Source organism: Acinetobacter sp. Ac_5812, from assembly GCF_013072695.1.
In the GTDB taxonomy this organism is placed as follows: Bacteria; Pseudomonadota; Gammaproteobacteria; order Pseudomonadales; family Moraxellaceae; genus Acinetobacter.
This window is the reverse complement of the sequence record NZ_LXUK01000022.1, coordinates 15,129-31,780: the sequence shown is the minus strand read 5'-3', so window position 1 is coordinate 31,780 and position 16,652 is coordinate 15,129. Positions and strand designations below refer to the sequence as shown.

Below are 16,652 nucleotides of genomic sequence, written 5' to 3'. Positions count from 1 at the left end.
AAATCGCTATTTACTTCCAAAGTAATTAAAGAATGCTGCATTACTATGCCATTGATCCAGCTTTAAAAGATCAATTAGGTCTATGGCGTGCAGGTGCACATACCGATTTTGATTGTTTAACCTTATTGTTCCAACGTAACGGTCAAGGTGGTCTGCAAGTCTGTTCAGGCAAAGATATGGAACAGCAACAATGGACCAGTATCGAACCACTGGATGATGTGATCACCTGTAATATCGGCGATATGTTGATGCGTTGGAGTGATGATCAATTACCTTCTAATTTCCACCGAGTCAAAAATCCAGAAGCAAATGAGTATCAAGGAGCACGTTATAGCCTCGCCTTCTTCTGCCAAGCCAATGAAGATGTGCTGATCGAAAGCCCATAAAAGAAATATCCAGCAATTACAGCCAAGGAATATTTAAAACAAAGAATTAGTGCGAATTTTAAAGGGAAATACTAATCGTTGATTCAGTGTAGACAGAGGCAAATTGTCTCTGTCTGCTATTAAAAAATTATCGATTTATTTTTCTGTTTATGATCTTTTCCGTGATCTCTCCAACGTATTTTAATATTCACGCTGGATTTTCCGTCCTAAAAACTTTTCTATTTCATCAAACATTTGGTCAATTTCAAGCACCAGCAAATCGGGGTGGTTTCTTAGCCATTGCCCGTTTAACAGGGTTAAATTTTCAGTATTATTTAAGTCATAAAACGCATCATTGTTAAGTGCATCTCTAGTTAGGTTAGGACCAAAATATTCGCTATTAATATATTTTTCCAGTTCACCATCGAGTAGGTTGTCTACTTTTTCACATTGTTGAATAAACAATTGCAAATGCTTCTCTGCACCTATTTTTTTAAGGCTATTGCTGATTTCCTCATTTAACTCTGGCGACCATTGTGTGTTCCATACAAACTGCGAAAAATTACCATTGTTGTATTGAGCTAAATAAAAATCCACGTAGAAACTGCTCATAGCATCGGGGTGGATAGACTCTATATCAATGCCTTCTTCTCTCAATACATTCACTACTGAAATATTAGATCCAATCAGTCTAAAAGTGTCACTACTCTCAAAGGCTTTTTTTGAGACAAAGATTTTGTTTAACTGCCGCATGAGTAAATTTTCCCTTTGGTTTTAAGCTGGAAGTTTCAGACCAAATTTAAAAGCCAATTTTATTTCTCTTTCATGAGAATAAGCTGATCCTTGCCAAAGCTCTCCAGCTTTTAACTTTGCAAATGTTTGAACAATATTACGCCGCCATGTTAATGGTCAGCTATTTAATTCTGACCCTAAACTATTGTTTTATCTGGTCTGAGCACGTTTGAGAATAGCATCCCAATCTATCTGCACGAGATTCGATAATTCAGTTTTGAAGTAACTATCATGGTGCCCGATATATGCGGGAAAATTTATTAATGTATGAATATTCCATTGTTGAGCAAACCATTGCTCTATCAGTGTTGACGCAGTTGCCAAAGGATCAACTTCATCCCATTCTTCATCATTGGCATAATTATCGTAGTCATATATCTCCACAGGAATTGCAATCGTATTATCAATTAGAAAGTCATGTGTATTAGAATTAATAGAATTACCGCACTCATCCATCGCCCATAAGCTCACAGAAAATTGACTATCAAACTGTGATGAATCGTATTCTATAAGCAAGAACTTTGTTGTCTCATGCCATGATCGATTAGACAACATGGCTAACTCTTTGTTTAATTGATGTTCTATAGATGTTAAATGTGCTTGCGCAACCTTAATAAACTTCTTTTTATCAATACTCATTAGGATCGCTCAACATCGATTCAATATATTTTAAATATTAAGATTTATAAGAACAAGGCAAAACTCTTGACTAAAAAATGATTTCATATTGCCTTCAAGAACATAAGACTTCTCTTGCAGGGGATCTTCTGGTTCTATTTCGTAAACCCTGTAAGAAATAAAATTATATCAAGGAAAGAACCTAAAAAACCTTCCAAATGAACTAGATTAATAAACAGAATAGGCCTTTTAAAAGAAAATATGAAAGCATAGTTTAATGGTTACAAATTCACGATCTCTGACTGTACTAAAGCCTCAGTGATCCAGCTCGGTTTAGATAAATGATGGACATCACAATTACTGCCGCCACCAATACGATCCACTACCAGAAAATCACTATTTGCTTCCAAAGTAATTAAAGGATGATGCCATACCCCTTGATGGTAGGTAATTCCCTGCTGCCCATTGCTGATAAAAGCTTGAATCCGCTGCTCATCAGGTCGCGTTTGATCAAAAGGCAACGCCACAACAACAATAAACTGCTGTTGCTGCAATGGAATAAAAGACTGTGAACCATAAGGATGTCGTTCTAACATCTCAATCTGAAATGGAATGGGAGTTGCAAAAAGATTATGAAAAATACTCATCCCTACGGCGACCTGATCACCTGATATCTGTGCCAGAGATAAGGCGTGATAGCGTTCAGTGAGTCCCTGATTAATCGGAATAAAGTCTTTGTTACTCTTTTCAATCACATCCCCAAAAGCAGCAAAACTGTCTTGAGTTAAAGGCCGAATTTCAATATTTTTTTCATGCATAGGTTTATTCTCTTCAATTTCTTATTGGCCTCATTGGGTCACAATGAGGCTATTCATTCATGAGAAATTATTTAAGCGCTTTCCCCCATAAACGAATCCGACTAATCCCGCCATCAGGAATCATATTGACGCGGATATAATTCACTTTTTGATGCTGAAGCACTTCTGCAACATATTCATGAATATTGTCCATGGTCAAAGGCTGCTGTTCCAATACAAAAGGCCAGAACATACTCTGCGGAATAAGTTGCGCATCAGTCGCATCTTCAACATAAGCGGCTTGAATCGAACAAAAAGCGGGAAAATTCCCTTTAAAATACGCGGTATCGACGTCAATTTTTTCAATCTGCCCGGTTTGTCCCAAGGCAATAATGCACCAGTCAAAACCAGGAGCACGGCGACGTTTGGTCTCCCAACCATCGCCCATATTTAAACCACGATCAGGGCTGAGTAAATTATTCGGATGGCCAAAATGCGCATCGCTAAAGGCCACAATACGCCCGCCATTTTTTAAACCAATCAAATCCATCTGCTGGGTTGTATCGACATTTTCGAGCAGCACACGGCCATAGACTCTTAAACGAGCAATACCGCCATCAGGGAAAATATTAATGCGAATATGGGTAATTTTCTGAGCAGCGCAGTCGAAAAAATGATGCTGATCTGGAGATAAAACCGAATTTTCTAATAACGTCGTCCAAGTGATACCTTCTAATTGATTATCTGGTGCATAGCAGCCCTCAATAGAAGCAGAGGCTGGATAATTACCTGTAAAGAATGAGGTATCAATATCAAATCCAGATACAGTCCCTGTTGCGCCTAAACGAACAATACACCAATCATAACCAGACTCACGTTTACGTCGCGTTTCCCACCCATCCATCCATTTGCCATTGTCATCATATTTTCCTTCAATGAATTGAGCGGGTGTGCTTTGCAACATTCTTGCCGCTTCTGCAAAAAACTCATCAGAACAACTGACGATACTTGCACCAATTCTGGCATCAGCAAGATTGGTGGACGCCTGCAAATGGGTCGGTAAAGCTACGGTTTTAGCAACATGCACTGTCATTGATCATTCCTGAAGGTTTCATTTCTATTCTATTATGCAAGATCCAGTCCAACTGGTCTGACCTGTTATTAAAAATATAGCTATTTTTAAGCAACAGCGCCAACAAAAAGATAAATTTTGTGTAGAATCAAACTGTTTATTTTATATTTAAGGTGTGTTGCTGATGAGTCCACAGGCGATGCTCAATGGAAAATCATCTCAGGTGACTGAGCAAGCGGTGGAAGTGATTCATCAACGCATTCAACAAAATACGTATGCAGTCGGTTCTGCCTTACCATCGCAACGTGATCTTGCCCTCCAGTTGGGAATCAGTCGTGCTTCTTTACGTGAGGCATTAACCCGTCTTGCCGCTTTAGGCTTATTGGAAATCAAGGCGGGTAAAGGGGTTTATGTGATTTCGCAACATAGCCAAGCCGCAGAACAATGGGATGGCGAACACCGTGTTTCGCTTAAAGATTTCTATCAATTACGTTATGTACTGGAAGGTTTCTGTGCCCTGCTTGCATGTGAATATTTAACCGAACAGGATAAGTCGACCCTACAGCAACACTACCAATCCCTTGCCAGTGCAATCAAAGAACAAAACTGGCAGGCAGCCTCTGAATTTGATTATGCTTTTCATCAGCACATTATTGAACTTAGCCATAATCAATCAATTATTCAAACACTTAAAATGCATACTGAATGGATTAAAAAAAGCCAGATCCTACCTTTTGTTCAACCTAATCTGGCATTTAAAACTATTCAAGAACATGAGTTAATTCTGCAAGCCTTATTTCATCAGGATGCAGCTGCGGCTGAAAAAGCTATGCAAGCGCATATTATTGGTGCTGCACAACGGGCGGGTGTGTACTTTTCTCGACATGAGAATGTTTAAAAAACTCCTTATTTAATTTGAATATATGCATCTATTCACTATCGTGACTGGCGGCATGGATGCCGCCTGTTTAGCTGTGGTATCAGGGAAGTACCATCAGCTAGACAAAGGATTTTTGTTACTTTTGATCCTTCAAAAGTAAAGTAAAAAACTATCGTATTAAAGTCTACCAAAGCAAATTATTTATAATGTGTTTTAAACATAGGTATCCTTTCGCAATCACACTCGTTTAAAAAAAAATCTTACTTGTGTTTTAGATAAAAACTTGAACTTTTATTAATGCACCACTTTGCCCCATGCTTTGAACCATATCCATGCAGCCTTTCTATTTTTGCTTTTTAATAAAGCAAATTGTCTGGTATGACCAGTAAAACCAGTTGCTAAAATTGGCACACTTCTCGCTTAGAACTGTTTAGAAACTTATTTATATTTTAGGGTCTGAACAATGAATATTGCGATTGTAGGTGCAGGTATGGGCGGTTTGACTGCTGGTATCGCTTTAAAAAAATTTGGTCATCAGGTCACGATCTATGAACAAGCTGCCGAAATCTTACCCGTCGGCGCCGCTATTTCACTGTGGTCAAATGGGGTGAAGTGCCTCAACTATCTGGGCTTAACCGATCAAATTCAGGCGCTTGGTGGACAAATGGAATCTTTGGCCTATGTGGATGGACTGAGCCAACAAACCATGACTCAATTTAGCTTATCACCATTATATAAAGAAGTCGGACAACGTGCCTATCCTGTCGCCCGAGCTGATCTACAACAATTATTAATGCAACAATTTGGTCTGGCAGATATCAAACTGGGCATGAAAATGACCGAGATTGAAAGCCATCAAGATGATGTCACCCTTCATTTTCAGGATGGCTCACAAATTACAGCCGATTTACTGATTGGTGCAGATGGCACACATTCGCTCACCCGAAAATTTGTCCTCGGTTACCAAGTTGAACGTCGCTATGCAGGTTATGTGAATTGGAATGGTTTGGTTGATATTGATGAAGCGATTGCACCTGCCATGCAATGGACGACGTATATCGGTGAAGGTAAGCGTGTTTCACTGATGCCCGTTGCCCAAAATCGTTTCTATTTTTTCTTTGATGTGCCGCTAGCGGCTGGTTTGGAAAATCAGCGTGAACAGTATAAGCAAGACCTGAAATCCCATTTCAGCGGTTGGTGTGAACCTGTACAAAAACTGATTGAACGTTTAGATGTGCAAAAAACCAATCGTGTCGAAATTCATGACATTGAACCGTTTATGGATTTTTATAGAGGACGTGTGGTGCTACTCGGTGATGCAGCGCATAGCACCACCCCTGATATCGGACAAGGCGGCTGTCAAGCCATGGAAGATGCGATTTACCTCGCCCGCGCCTTACAAATCAATACCTTTGGTTTAGAGGATGCATTGGCGCGTTATCAAAACAAGCGCAATGATCGCACTAAAGAAATGGTGCTCCGAGCCCGTAAGCGTTGCGATGTCACCCATATGAAAGATCCTCAAGTGACTGAAGAATGGTATCAATCGCTGTACCAAGAACAAGGCTCACATATCATGCAAGGGATTATCAGTAATATTATTGGCAATCCACTCGATTAGATTAAAAAGGGGGCGCTTATCAGCCCCCTCCTTTAAATCAATCACGATTTCTTAAGCCGCCAATAAGGCTTTTGCTGCAGCACGATGTTTTGCTTTCAGTTCTTCTAAATCAAGCCCTTGAATCTCTCCATGTTTGACTCGCCACTGGCCTGCGACCATCACATGTTCCGCTTTATCCGCACCGCACAAGAGCAAGGCTGCAATTGGGTCATGACTACCTGAGAATTTCAATTCATCGAGCTTATAACAGGCTAAATCGGCCTGATAATCAGGCGCAAATTGTCCTAAATGCTGTCCACGCCCTAATAGCTGTGCGGAACCGTGGGTTCCCCAATGCAAGGCCAACTCAGGAGTAATCCGTTCAGCACCGTATTTTAAACGTTGTAAATACATGGCCTGACGAACTTCCAGAATTAAATTTGAAGCATCTCCAGAGGCGGAACCATCAACGCCCAACCCCACCTTGGCACCTGCCTGCATTAAATCAAGGGTTGGGCAAATCCCTGAGGCGAGGCGCATATTGGAATGTGGACAATGACAGATTCCCACACCCGCCTGCCCTAAACGCTGAATTTCATCTGCATTAAAATGAATACCATGTGCCAACCATGTCCGTTCATTTAGCCAACCCACGTGTTCTAAATAATCCACCGTGCGCATGCCAAACTTTTCCAGACAGAAGCTTTCCTCATCCAAGGTTTCCGCAAGATGTGTATGCAATCGAACATCCAGTGTTTGGGCAAGTTGCGCGCTTTCTCGCATAATCTCCTGTGTCACCGAAAAGGGTGAGCATGGGGCTAAGGCAATATTGACCATGCCATTATCCCCGCGTTGATGATAGGTCTGCACCAAGCGTTCACTGTCCCTTAAAATGACCTCCATACTTTGCACGGTATGCTGTGGCGGTAAACCACCCTGTTCTTGTCCAAGACTCATCGAACCTCGGGTTAACATCACCCGCATTCCCAATTGCTGTGCGGCATTGATTTGAATATCAATTGCATCGGTCAATTGTTGCGGGAATAAATAATGATGATCCGCAGCAAAGGTACAACCCGATAACAACAACTCGGCCAAAGCCACTTGAGTCGCCACATGTAACTGTTCTGGATTTAGACGTGCCCATACTGGGTACAGATTAACCAACCATGGAAATAAAGGGAGATTAACCACAGGTGCCCAAGCTCGAGTCAAGGTTTGATAAAAATGATGGTGGCTATTTACCAAGCCAGGAATCACCACCAGGTCTTTGGCATCGAATACCTCATCACAGGGCTGACTGGGTTGCTGATCCTTTGCCAAAACCTCGATGATTTTATTATTTTCAATCACCAAGCCATTACTCGCATCGAGTTGATTCGCGGTATAAATTGCAAGTGGTTGTTTAATCCAGATTCTTGAACGGCAATTTAAGCTGGCCATCATGATTATTACCTCGTCCTTTAAAATTTGTAGCTCAGTGCAAAACGGTTTTGTAAGAAATTCTTGTCATAGCGCGGAGAAGTCTGAATCCCTGCAAAATTACTGACACTAAAACCTTTCAAAGCACCCGTGAAGTTATAAATGCCAAACAGCATGTATTCAGATTGGTTTCGACTGGCGACATTCTCTGCCTCCTTTAAATCCATAAATGAATAACGTGCTCCAGCAATCACTTGATCGGTGAGTTTGCCCTCCAAAGACAGCATCAAGGCATTGCCCGCGCCTAGATCTTGGGTACTGGTAAAAAAAGGTTGTGCAAAGATTTCACCAGACGATGTCTGACTGGCATAAGGCATAAGCAGCGCACCATTTAAATAGCTCTTTTGATCGGGCTTAATATAGTTATAGGCCAGCTTCAAACTGGCAGCCGGTAAAACTTTCAACGCAGCTTGAACACCCCAAACCTGACTATTGATCTCGCCTGCAAGTGCCTTGCCCTGATCCTTGCCAGACATATATTGCAGTGACAATTCAGGAGCATAATTCAATTTTGGAAATGCCAGATCCGCTTGGGTATAGATCAAACGCAGATAATCATCATAATCCTGATACCACAGTTGGGTTTTTAGGGTCTTATCATCCGCTAATGCAAAACGTTTCCCTGCACCAATCGACCAGACTCCATCAGTTTGCAAGTTTGGGTTTTGACGTGAGCTTTTGGTGAACTCATCTTCTGCATAACTTTTATATTTATTCACTTTGGTCAGGCGCAGGAAATCATTGTTATTCCCGATCTGTACATCCGCAGCTTGATATAAGAACATCAAGACACGGCGATCCGCATAATCGCCCATAAAAGGCAAATTGAGACGCTGATTACCGACGGTCACCCGAGCCATATCATTTTTCCACGTCAGATAGGCTTCTGCTAAACCATCACGATCTTCTTTTAATTCAGAGACTTCATCATTCTTGTTTTTCTCATCCAAACGACGCTGAATATCATAGCCAACCCCTGCCTGTACCCCATAAAAAGGCGCTGTTTCATATTTGATATAGCCGCCAATCACCGTGGTATCTTGATTTAAATTATTCACAAAATAACCATTATTGAGTGAATAATACGTAGACTTGACCACGCCATGCACACTGCCACAGGCCAATACAGCAGAGATCGATTCAATTGAATTGTCCTGAGGCTGACAATCTTGTTGCAGATTAAATAAAGCATTTAAGCTGGTATCAGCAGCCCATGCAGGTAGCGTTGTCCCCATTGCGACTGCGAAAGCAACCGATGTTAAGCGAATTTTTTGCATAGATATCCCCTAGATCTTTGATCTAAAAATTGATTTAAAACCTTTAAAACCGACCGGCTGATGCTTTAAAAATCTTGCTTTGCACTTTTTTAAAGCCAAAAACGCCCCCAGACCTATTCAAAATTAAATAAGCGACTTTTAACGATGTGCAGGTAAAAAGCAGGATTCAGTCTGAACATTCAAGCCTGAATCCCTGATGATTAATGCCCTGAGTTCAAGGGCAAGCTTGCCACTTCCACTGATTTTTTAGTGAATGGAAGATGATTAAAAATGATGTTCAGTAGAATTGCAGTGATACAGGTCGAACTGATCCCAGAGTGTAATAACATCTGCACAGAAACAGGAAATTGTGCATAAAACTCATGGTTTACAATCGGAATCATGCCGATCGCCAATGAGGTCGCGACAATAATCAGGTTCTTATGCTCGTTATAATCCACTTTCGCTAAAGTGCGAATGCCACTGGCTGCGACTGTTCCAAACAGGACAATCCCCGCTCCGCCTAATACGGGCATCGGAATAGATGCGACTAAACGCCCCACAATCGGCAGCAAACCTAAAACAATCAGAATTCCGCCTGCAGTTGCCACCACGAATCGGCTTTTAATTCCAGTAATCGCCACCAGTCCAACATTCTGTGCAAATGCCGTTTGCATAAATGAACCAAAGATCGGTGAGATTGCACTCGATAACATGTCGGCACGTAAACCATCCCCAATCCGTTTAGAATCGACTTTGCTGCCCACGATTTCACCAATCGCAATAATATCTGCGGTGGTTTCCGTCATCACCACCAAGGTCACAATCACCATGGAAAGAATGGCAGAAAACTCAAAGACAGGAGAACCGAAGTGGAAAAAGCTCGGCAAAGCAAAGATAGAGCCTGAACTGACATTAGAAAAATCAGTGAATCCTGCAAAATAAGCCAGAATTGTTCCCAACACAATGGCAATCAAAATCGCAAGCCGACGCAAGATCTGACTGCGTAACATACTAAAAATAATCACAATCGCTAGGGTCATTAATGCCAAACCAACATTGGCTGGATCCCCCCAGTTTTCAGCTTTGGGATTGCCGCCCATAATCCAGCGGATTGCCACAGGCGTCAGCGAAATACCGATCATGGTAATCACACAACCCGTCACCACGGGTGGAAAGAAACGGATAATTTTTGCGAAAAATGGCGTAAGCAGCAGGCCAATAATCGACGCCACAATCACAGCACCAAACGCCGAGGCCAAACCACCACCAGTGGTCACAATGGCAAGAATAGTGGCGACGCCTGCAAAAGAGACGCCCTGAACAATCGGCAATTTTGCGCCTAAATGCTTGAAACCAACGGTTTGCAAAACGGTGGCAATTCCCCCAACAAATAATGCAGCCGCCACCAGTAGTCCAATTTCAGAGGCTTGCAAGCCCGCCGCAGCACCAATAATGAGCGGCGGTGCAATGATGCCGCCATACATGGTCAAGACATGTTGCAAACCATAAATCAGGTTTTTGTTCATGCCTAAATATTGATGTTCTGCTGATCCGTGAGCCTCACGGTCTAGGTTGTCTTGCTGCATGGGTTAATTCCTCAAATTAAATTCATAATGTCCACATTGCTTGAGTTGGTTTAGCTGCCACGATAGGTTGAATATGAAAACGGACTGATTAATAACGGCACGTGATAATGCTGTTGAATATCCATGACCTTAAAATCAATACATACGCGTGGATAAAAACTTTCGGTATTTAAAGCTTGAAAATAATCGGCAACTTCCAAAATTAATTGGTAATTGCCTTGCACAAATACATCGATGTTGAATGTTTTAATACGGCCATCGGCATCAGTAAATTGTTGATCCAATAAGATGTAATTCTGATCTACTTGCTGCAGTAATTTCACCAGTACCTTTGACGCAGGCTGACCCAGTGATGCATTTAAAATATGTGTGCTGATACCCGCCATTATCGAATCTCCTGATTTAAACGAAGCAGTGCAATTTCCCCCAATTGCTGCTTCACTTCGGCCTGCTCTTGTTCTACTGTATTTTTGAGTCGGCGTTGCAGCTCAAACAATATCTGCTGCCCAGAACGACCTGCCGCACGAATCAGATAGATATGCCCAAATTTGTGCTCATAATCTAAATTGCCCTGATAAAGTGCCAGTTGCAGCACTGCATCGGTTTGGATCTGCCCTTGCTCTTGCTGAGAAAACTGCTGTTCTTTTTCAGACAACACCGCTGCCGCTTTTTTCTCACCAATACGTGGATGTTGCGCCAAAGCTACAGAAATTTCAGGCCATTGCCAGGTTTGCGCTTGTGCAAGCGCAGTTTGATAAAGCTGTTCTTTAGAGCTGTAAGGACGTTGCTGTAGCAGTTCAGAAATCCAAGTGGGAATGTGCACACAGCCTTGCAAAACCCGTTTGGCCGCATCTGAATCTAGCTGATTGAATGTTTCGAGTTGCATTGCTGCTCCAATTTAACGCATTGTCTGACTGGTCAGACCAGATATCGTAAATTAAGCAATGAATATGCCAACTCTTTTCTCTGAATAGAAAAAGCTATTTTTTGGTTTTAATTTATTTAATCAATACAAATTTAATTATTAAAAACTGAATAATCCATATTTTATTTATAATCTATTTTAAAAAATAAAAAATCACTCTTTGATATATAATTATTGACTATAAAAAACTCATCTGCTAGCTTTTTATATGCTCAAACGATCTTATGTATTTAGAGCACTTACATAATAATTTAAGATCAAATAAAAACCAAAAATCATGATTTATTCTAATAATCAAAAGAGAAAATAATATGTGTACCGAGTTTATTCTACCTCAAGCAACAGGCTATCGCATCTCTGGACGTACTATGGATTTTGCCGCCACCTTTACTTGGCAACTGGCTGCAATCCCATTGGCAACGCCCTTAAAGGCAATTGATAGCTTAAGTCCGAATACACCAACTTATCACTGGACTGCAAAATATGGTTTTATGGGGATTGGGATTAAGCTCCCTTTAAATCTGCTTGATACCAAACTATGTGATGCCATGAATACAGAAGGATTTTCGGCAGCTGCACTTTGGTTACCACCTTCCCGTTATCCTAAAAAAACTGATGCACCACCAAATGCCAAATTGATTTCAGCGTTGGATATTTGTGGCTGGGCTGCGTCTAACTACAACTCAGTTGAAACCTTAAAAAAAGATTTATACGCCATTCAACAAGGACAGCCCACTTCGCTAGGGGAAGTCTTATATTTTTGGGATCCGCTACAATTTTCTGAGCACAGCGAGTTTAATCATACAGATGAACTCAAAAATTTAATCCCGATTCATTTCCAGTTTCACGATAAAACTGGGGCGAGTCTGGTACTTGAATTTCGTGATGGGCAATTATCAATTACCGACAATACCGATATTGGGGTCATGACCAATACCCCATTTATTGAATGGCATCGTACCAACTTGGAAAATTATCTGGGCGTTACCAATGTTGAAACGGACAGCCAGACCATCATTGGTCTCAATGTGAATAAAGCTGGTAATGGTGGTGGTTCAATCGGGCTCTCTTCTTCCGCATTGCCTTCTGATCGATTCTTACGTACAGCTTTTACGCTGAATTACTCTATTCCTTGGTTAAATCAAACACAACGCCCAAGTAATACTGCCGCGATTGCCCATGTAATGAATGTGATTAAAGGCATCTATGTTACTCGCGAACAATGCATTGACCAAAGTGGCAATATCAAAGGTGACTATACTCAATGGGAAATTGTTCGTGATCACAGCAATCAGGTTTTCTATATCGCAACAACCGCAAGCTTAGGTTTTTGGCAAATTAACTTCTCGGATTACCAACTGGGGCAAAATGCTCAACCACAATTTGCTGTGATTTCTGATGCGACAGATATGCCCATGTTAAAGGCGACGGCTTAAGATCAAATCAATAAAAAACGGCAATCACTAAGATTGCCGTTTTGTTTATTTCAATTTCAGCTTAATTCAAACTATATGCAATCACATAATCACCATGATCAGGCGACTGACGTGCACCGCCCGCAGTAATCAGCACATACTGTTTGCCATTTTTTGGAGATACATAGCTGATTGGTGTCGCTTGACTCCCTACAGGTAAACGCGCTTTCCATAACTCTTTGCCCGAAGACGAATCCAATGCACGCAAGTAATAATCCTGAGTTGCGGCAAAGAATACCACCCCACCTTGAGTTGCCATTGGACCACCAATGGTCGGCATGCCAATTGGAACAGGTAAACCCATTTTGATTCCCATTGGGCCAGTATCCTGCACGGTTCCCATAGGTACTTGCCACGCCACCTGACGGGTTTTCATATCCACTGCCGTCATGGTGCCATATGGTGGTTTTTGACAAGGAATCATCAATTTCGACCAGAAACGATCTTTATTGACTTTGTAAGGTGTTCCTTTCATTGGCACCGCACCCATACCCGTATTGACTTTTTCACCACCATTGGCCTGAACAGCCAAGTCTTCTGGGGTTTGTTCAATCAACTGAATCCATAAGCCTAAGCGCATGTCATTGACGAACATATATTGATGGCTTGGATCAAAGGCAATACTGCCCCAGTTCATGCCGCCCAAAGAACCTGGGAAGCTCAATGACTTATCGGTACCTGGTGCAGTAAATAAGCCTTCATAACGCATTGATTTGAAGTTGATACGGCACATCAACTGGTCAAATGGTGTTGCACCCCACATATCCGATTCGGTTAAGGTTTGATTGCCAATCTGTGGCATTTCCACCGAACGTGGTTGAGTCGGGCTGTATTGCTCACCTTTGATATCGGCAGGTTTCACTGGCTGCTCAATCACTTTGGTGAGTGGTTGGCCTGTGACACGATCCAAAACAAAGAACTGACCTGATTTGGTGCCAATCACCACAGCAGGTTTATTGCTGCCATCTTGCATTGGGAAATCCACCAAGCTGGGTTGCATTGGCAAATCAAAATCCCAAAGGTCATTATGAACGGTCTGATAGACCCACTTTTCCTTCCCCGTGGTCGCATCTAAAGCCAGAACAGAAGAATTATATTTATGGTCTAAAGGTTGACGATTACCGCCCCATACATCCACAGATGAGCTACCCATTGGCAAGAATACCGTGTTCATTTGTGGATCATAAGACATCGCTGCCCAAGAGTTGGCAGAACTGCGCTTATAGGTTTCACCTTCTTTTAGCACATGGTTTGGATCAGGATTACGTGGATCAAAGGCCCAACGTAATTCACCTGTAATGACATCGTATGCACGAATCACCCCACCCGGCATATCTGCGGCAAAATTATCGGCAATACGGCTACCCACCACAATTACAGTTCCTGCAATGGTTGGCGCAGATGTCACCTCAAAACGTGGTGCAGTGGTGCCCTCACCTAGACCTTTCAGAAGATCTACTGTTCCCTCTACACCAAAATCTTTACAACGTTCGCCAGTATCTGCATTGACTGCGATTAAGCGACCATCTGGTGTATTGGTATAGACTCGACGTAAGCATGAAGTATTATTTGCCACCGCTTTTACCTGTGTCGCTCCAGCCAAAGTCGGCTGAACCAGCGCTTGGGTAGAATCAAAATAAGCAACACCACGGCAACGTTCCCATGCATCTGACTTGGAGTTGACTTCTGCTTTCCAAAGTTGTTTACCAGAGTCCGCTTCCAAGGCAAAAATATTGTTATGCGGCGTACACAAGAAAATCTTATTGCCTACTTGTAACGGTGTCATTTGGTCTTCTGCACCATTTCCAGAACCCGTGGTGAAATCACCCGTACGGAAACGCCAGACCTCTTTTAATTGATGTACATTATCTCGTGTGATCTGATCCAATGCAGCAAAACGGCTCCCCCCTGAATCTTGACCATAATGCTGCCAGTTGGTCTGTTTCATATCGGTTTTCACAGGAACCAAAGGCAAGGCCTGTCCAGAGGCTGCAACCGTTGGGTGTGGCTGGAACATCTGATAAAGACCAATCACCATGCCAATGACCGTCAATATCCCGAGACCATAAGCAGGTAGATCAGCGCTCGGTTGAAATTGATAACGGCGGATGGCAGGTAAAGTAAACATCAGCGCGGCAAATAAGCCTGCTGGGAACATCAGTCTTGAAAATAAAGGCCAGAATTCCCAACCCGCATCAATCAATGACCAGATGATCGTTCCTGCAAAAACTAGACTGAATAACCAGACACCCAGCGCTTTTTTCTTAAAAATAAAAACAGCAGAGATCAGCGTGAATACACCCGAGATCACGAAATACCATGATCCACCCAACGTCGCGAGTTGAAACCCACCGACGGTAAAAAACAAGCCTGTGAGTAACAAAACTAAGGCCAAAATAAAGCACCATATTTTGAGTATGGTCTGTGAGCTTGAAGTTTCAGTCATCGCTCATTCTCCTATATTAGAAATTCACGCGCATGCTCAGGCCTGCAACCCATGCATCATCGACCTCTTTAACACCCGCAGGTTGATGGATATATTGCAAGTTCGGTCTCAACATCACCGCAGGTGACCACTGATAGGTGTAATTCAGTTCAACATTGAGCTCATCACGCTGAACGGGTACATAATCTGCAGCAAGCGCATCGTATTGCTGATAACCGCGAGTTTCATTGAGTGCAATTTGACGATCTTTATAACGATCATTGACGAGATAATTGGCAATACCAAAACCAATTGAGTCATTTGGACGACCATCAAAAGGTCCTTTGTACCAGAGAGCTAATTGCTGCGTACTTTGAACTGCTGTGGTGGCTTTATCATTAATTACGGCATTGAAACTGACGTACAAGCCACGCTTTGGATCATTGCCTGTTTGACTCAGTTGTTGTTGTGCATTGAGCCAGAAACTATGTTTACCATCATGTACTTTACCGACGGTCGCAATATCATTGGCTTCGGCTGTTGAATAGAGTGCCCCGATTTTATATTCGCCTGATAAGCCATTAAAGGCAGCAAGTTTTGGTCGCCATGCCAGTTCGACAGGAATTGTTGCCCCTTTGACATGGTCCATATCCAAATTAAAACCATCACGATTGCGATCAGTTTTAATATTATCTGGATTAACTTCGTAGACACCGACACCTAACGTCCATTCAGGTGCGAATTGATACTTAACATTGGCACCCCATAATCCAACAGGCAAGTTATACCAAATTGAACCAATCGACTTCCCAAGCTGACCACCACACAGTAACAGGTTCTGAAATTCACATTGCGAGCCATTAAAATCTTCAGACATGCCCATACGACCAATCTTGAACTGCACCGTATTATCCACGAAGCCCTTTTTCAACCATGCCTGACTCAGACGCCAGATTTTGCCGCGACCATAGATTTCCTGTGAATTGCCTAGTACACTAGAACGCGGATCTTTAATTCGATCCAAGGTTAAGGCATTACCATCACGTTTGGTGATTAAAAGGCTGGCACTGGTATCTTTCCAGCCCGCAATTTTCTCTAAATCGAAATTGGCACCTAACGACAGTTGTGCGGCATTTTTAAAGGTATTGTCATCGTTATAGCCTCCATCCAAGTTGGTGGCACTTTGACTCATGATCGAGGCCGTAAATTTATAGCCTTCTTTTTCCAATTGCTGACGCTGACCATTCCAATCACCGAGTAACCATTGACGATCCTGTGACCATAGTTGATCGGCAAAGCTAGATTGAGCAGCACATACAGCAACTGCCAGACAGCTCAGTTTGAGCAATAATGCATTCGACTTCATATTCGGCCTC

General features: G+C 42.2%; 14 protein-coding genes and 1 pseudogene. 4 read left to right on the top strand and 11 right to left on the bottom strand.

Going from position 1 to position 16,652, the window contains the following annotated elements:
- Positions 1 to 14: 14 nt before the first annotated feature.
- Positions 15 to 461, top strand: a pseudogene (locus tag A7P55_RS13560) (2OG-Fe(II) oxygenase family protein); the annotation flags it as partial.
- A 105-nt stretch (positions 462 to 566) separates the two neighbouring features.
- On the opposite strand, the gene A7P55_RS13555 reads toward A7P55_RS13560, so the two are convergent.
- From A7P55_RS13555 to alc, 4 genes are all read right to left on the bottom strand, one after another.
- The gene (locus A7P55_RS13555; RefSeq protein ID WP_171552497.1) at positions 567 to 1,118 is read right to left on the bottom strand and encodes a DUF4375 domain-containing protein; all 552 of its coding nucleotides are present in this window, start codon (positions 1,116 to 1,118) and stop codon (positions 567 to 569) included.
- A gap of 189 nt (positions 1,119 to 1,307) precedes the next feature.
- Positions 1,308 to 1,796: a hypothetical protein gene (locus tag A7P55_RS13550; RefSeq protein ID WP_171552496.1), complete on the bottom strand. Its 489-nt coding sequence runs from the start codon at positions 1,794 to 1,796 to the stop codon at positions 1,308 to 1,310.
- A 260-nt stretch (positions 1,797 to 2,056) separates the two neighbouring features.
- Positions 2,057 to 2,593, bottom strand: a complete 537-nt coding sequence (locus A7P55_RS13545; protein ID WP_171552495.1) for an ureidoglycolate lyase — start codon at positions 2,591 to 2,593, stop codon at positions 2,057 to 2,059.
- 67 nt (positions 2,594 to 2,660) lie between these two features.
- Positions 2,661 to 3,665: an allantoicase gene (alc, locus tag A7P55_RS13540; protein WP_171552494.1), complete on the bottom strand. Its 1,005-nt coding sequence runs from the start codon at positions 3,663 to 3,665 to the stop codon at positions 2,661 to 2,663.
- Between the two features lie 163 nt (positions 3,666 to 3,828).
- Here alc and A7P55_RS13535 point away from each other — a divergent pair, with 163 nt between their 5' ends.
- Complete coding sequence (locus tag A7P55_RS13535; RefSeq protein ID WP_016542918.1) at positions 3,829 to 4,542, top strand: FCD domain-containing protein; 714 nt, start codon at positions 3,829 to 3,831, stop codon at positions 4,540 to 4,542.
- A gap of 445 nt (positions 4,543 to 4,987) precedes the next feature.
- On the top strand, positions 4,988 to 6,145 hold the full coding sequence (gene hpxO / locus A7P55_RS13530) for an FAD-dependent urate hydroxylase HpxO (protein WP_171552493.1): 1,158 nt from the start codon (positions 4,988 to 4,990) through the stop codon (positions 6,143 to 6,145).
- Between the two features lie 51 nt (positions 6,146 to 6,196).
- Here hpxO and A7P55_RS13525 read toward each other — a convergent pair whose 3' ends face one another.
- From A7P55_RS13525 to uraD, 5 genes are all read right to left on the bottom strand, one after another.
- Positions 6,197 to 7,570, bottom strand: a complete 1,374-nt coding sequence (locus A7P55_RS13525) for an 8-oxoguanine deaminase (protein WP_171552492.1) — start codon at positions 7,568 to 7,570, stop codon at positions 6,197 to 6,199.
- 17 nt (positions 7,571 to 7,587) lie between these two features.
- Positions 7,588 to 8,883: an OprD family outer membrane porin gene (locus tag A7P55_RS13520; protein WP_171552491.1), complete on the bottom strand. Its 1,296-nt coding sequence runs from the start codon at positions 8,881 to 8,883 to the stop codon at positions 7,588 to 7,590.
- Positions 8,884 to 9,083: 200 nt separating this feature from the next.
- Positions 9,084 to 10,451: a nucleobase:cation symporter-2 family protein gene (locus A7P55_RS13515; RefSeq protein ID WP_171552490.1), complete on the bottom strand. Its 1,368-nt coding sequence runs from the start codon at positions 10,449 to 10,451 to the stop codon at positions 9,084 to 9,086.
- A 50-nt stretch (positions 10,452 to 10,501) separates the two neighbouring features.
- Complete coding sequence (gene uraH, locus A7P55_RS13510; RefSeq protein WP_171552489.1) at positions 10,502 to 10,837, bottom strand: hydroxyisourate hydrolase; 336 nt, start codon at positions 10,835 to 10,837, stop codon at positions 10,502 to 10,504.
- The gene (uraD, locus tag A7P55_RS13505; RefSeq protein WP_171552488.1) at positions 10,837 to 11,337 is read right to left on the bottom strand and encodes a 2-oxo-4-hydroxy-4-carboxy-5-ureidoimidazoline decarboxylase; all 501 of its coding nucleotides are present in this window, start codon (positions 11,335 to 11,337) and stop codon (positions 10,837 to 10,839) included. The genes uraH and uraD overlap by 1 nt, the downstream gene beginning before the upstream one ends.
- Before the next feature lie 350 nt (positions 11,338 to 11,687).
- Between uraD and A7P55_RS13500 the strand changes: the two genes are divergently transcribed.
- Positions 11,688 to 12,812 (top strand): linear amide C-N hydrolase, encoded by a 1,125-nt coding sequence (locus tag A7P55_RS13500; protein ID WP_171552487.1) that lies wholly within the window; start codon positions 11,688 to 11,690, stop codon positions 12,810 to 12,812.
- A 61-nt stretch (positions 12,813 to 12,873) separates the two neighbouring features.
- On the opposite strand, the gene A7P55_RS13495 is transcribed toward A7P55_RS13500, so the two are convergent.
- Together A7P55_RS13495 and A7P55_RS13490 are read right to left on the bottom strand one after the other, a co-directional pair.
- A complete protein-coding gene (locus tag A7P55_RS13495) occupies positions 12,874 to 15,297 on the bottom strand; it encodes a glucose/quinate/shikimate family membrane-bound PQQ-dependent dehydrogenase (protein ID WP_171552486.1) in 2,424 nt (807 codons plus the stop codon).
- Between the two features lie 16 nt (positions 15,298 to 15,313).
- Positions 15,314 to 16,642 (bottom strand): carbohydrate porin, encoded by a 1,329-nt coding sequence (locus tag A7P55_RS13490; RefSeq protein ID WP_171552485.1) that lies wholly within the window; start codon positions 16,640 to 16,642, stop codon positions 15,314 to 15,316.
- Between the last annotated feature and the right edge of the window lie 10 nt (positions 16,643 to 16,652).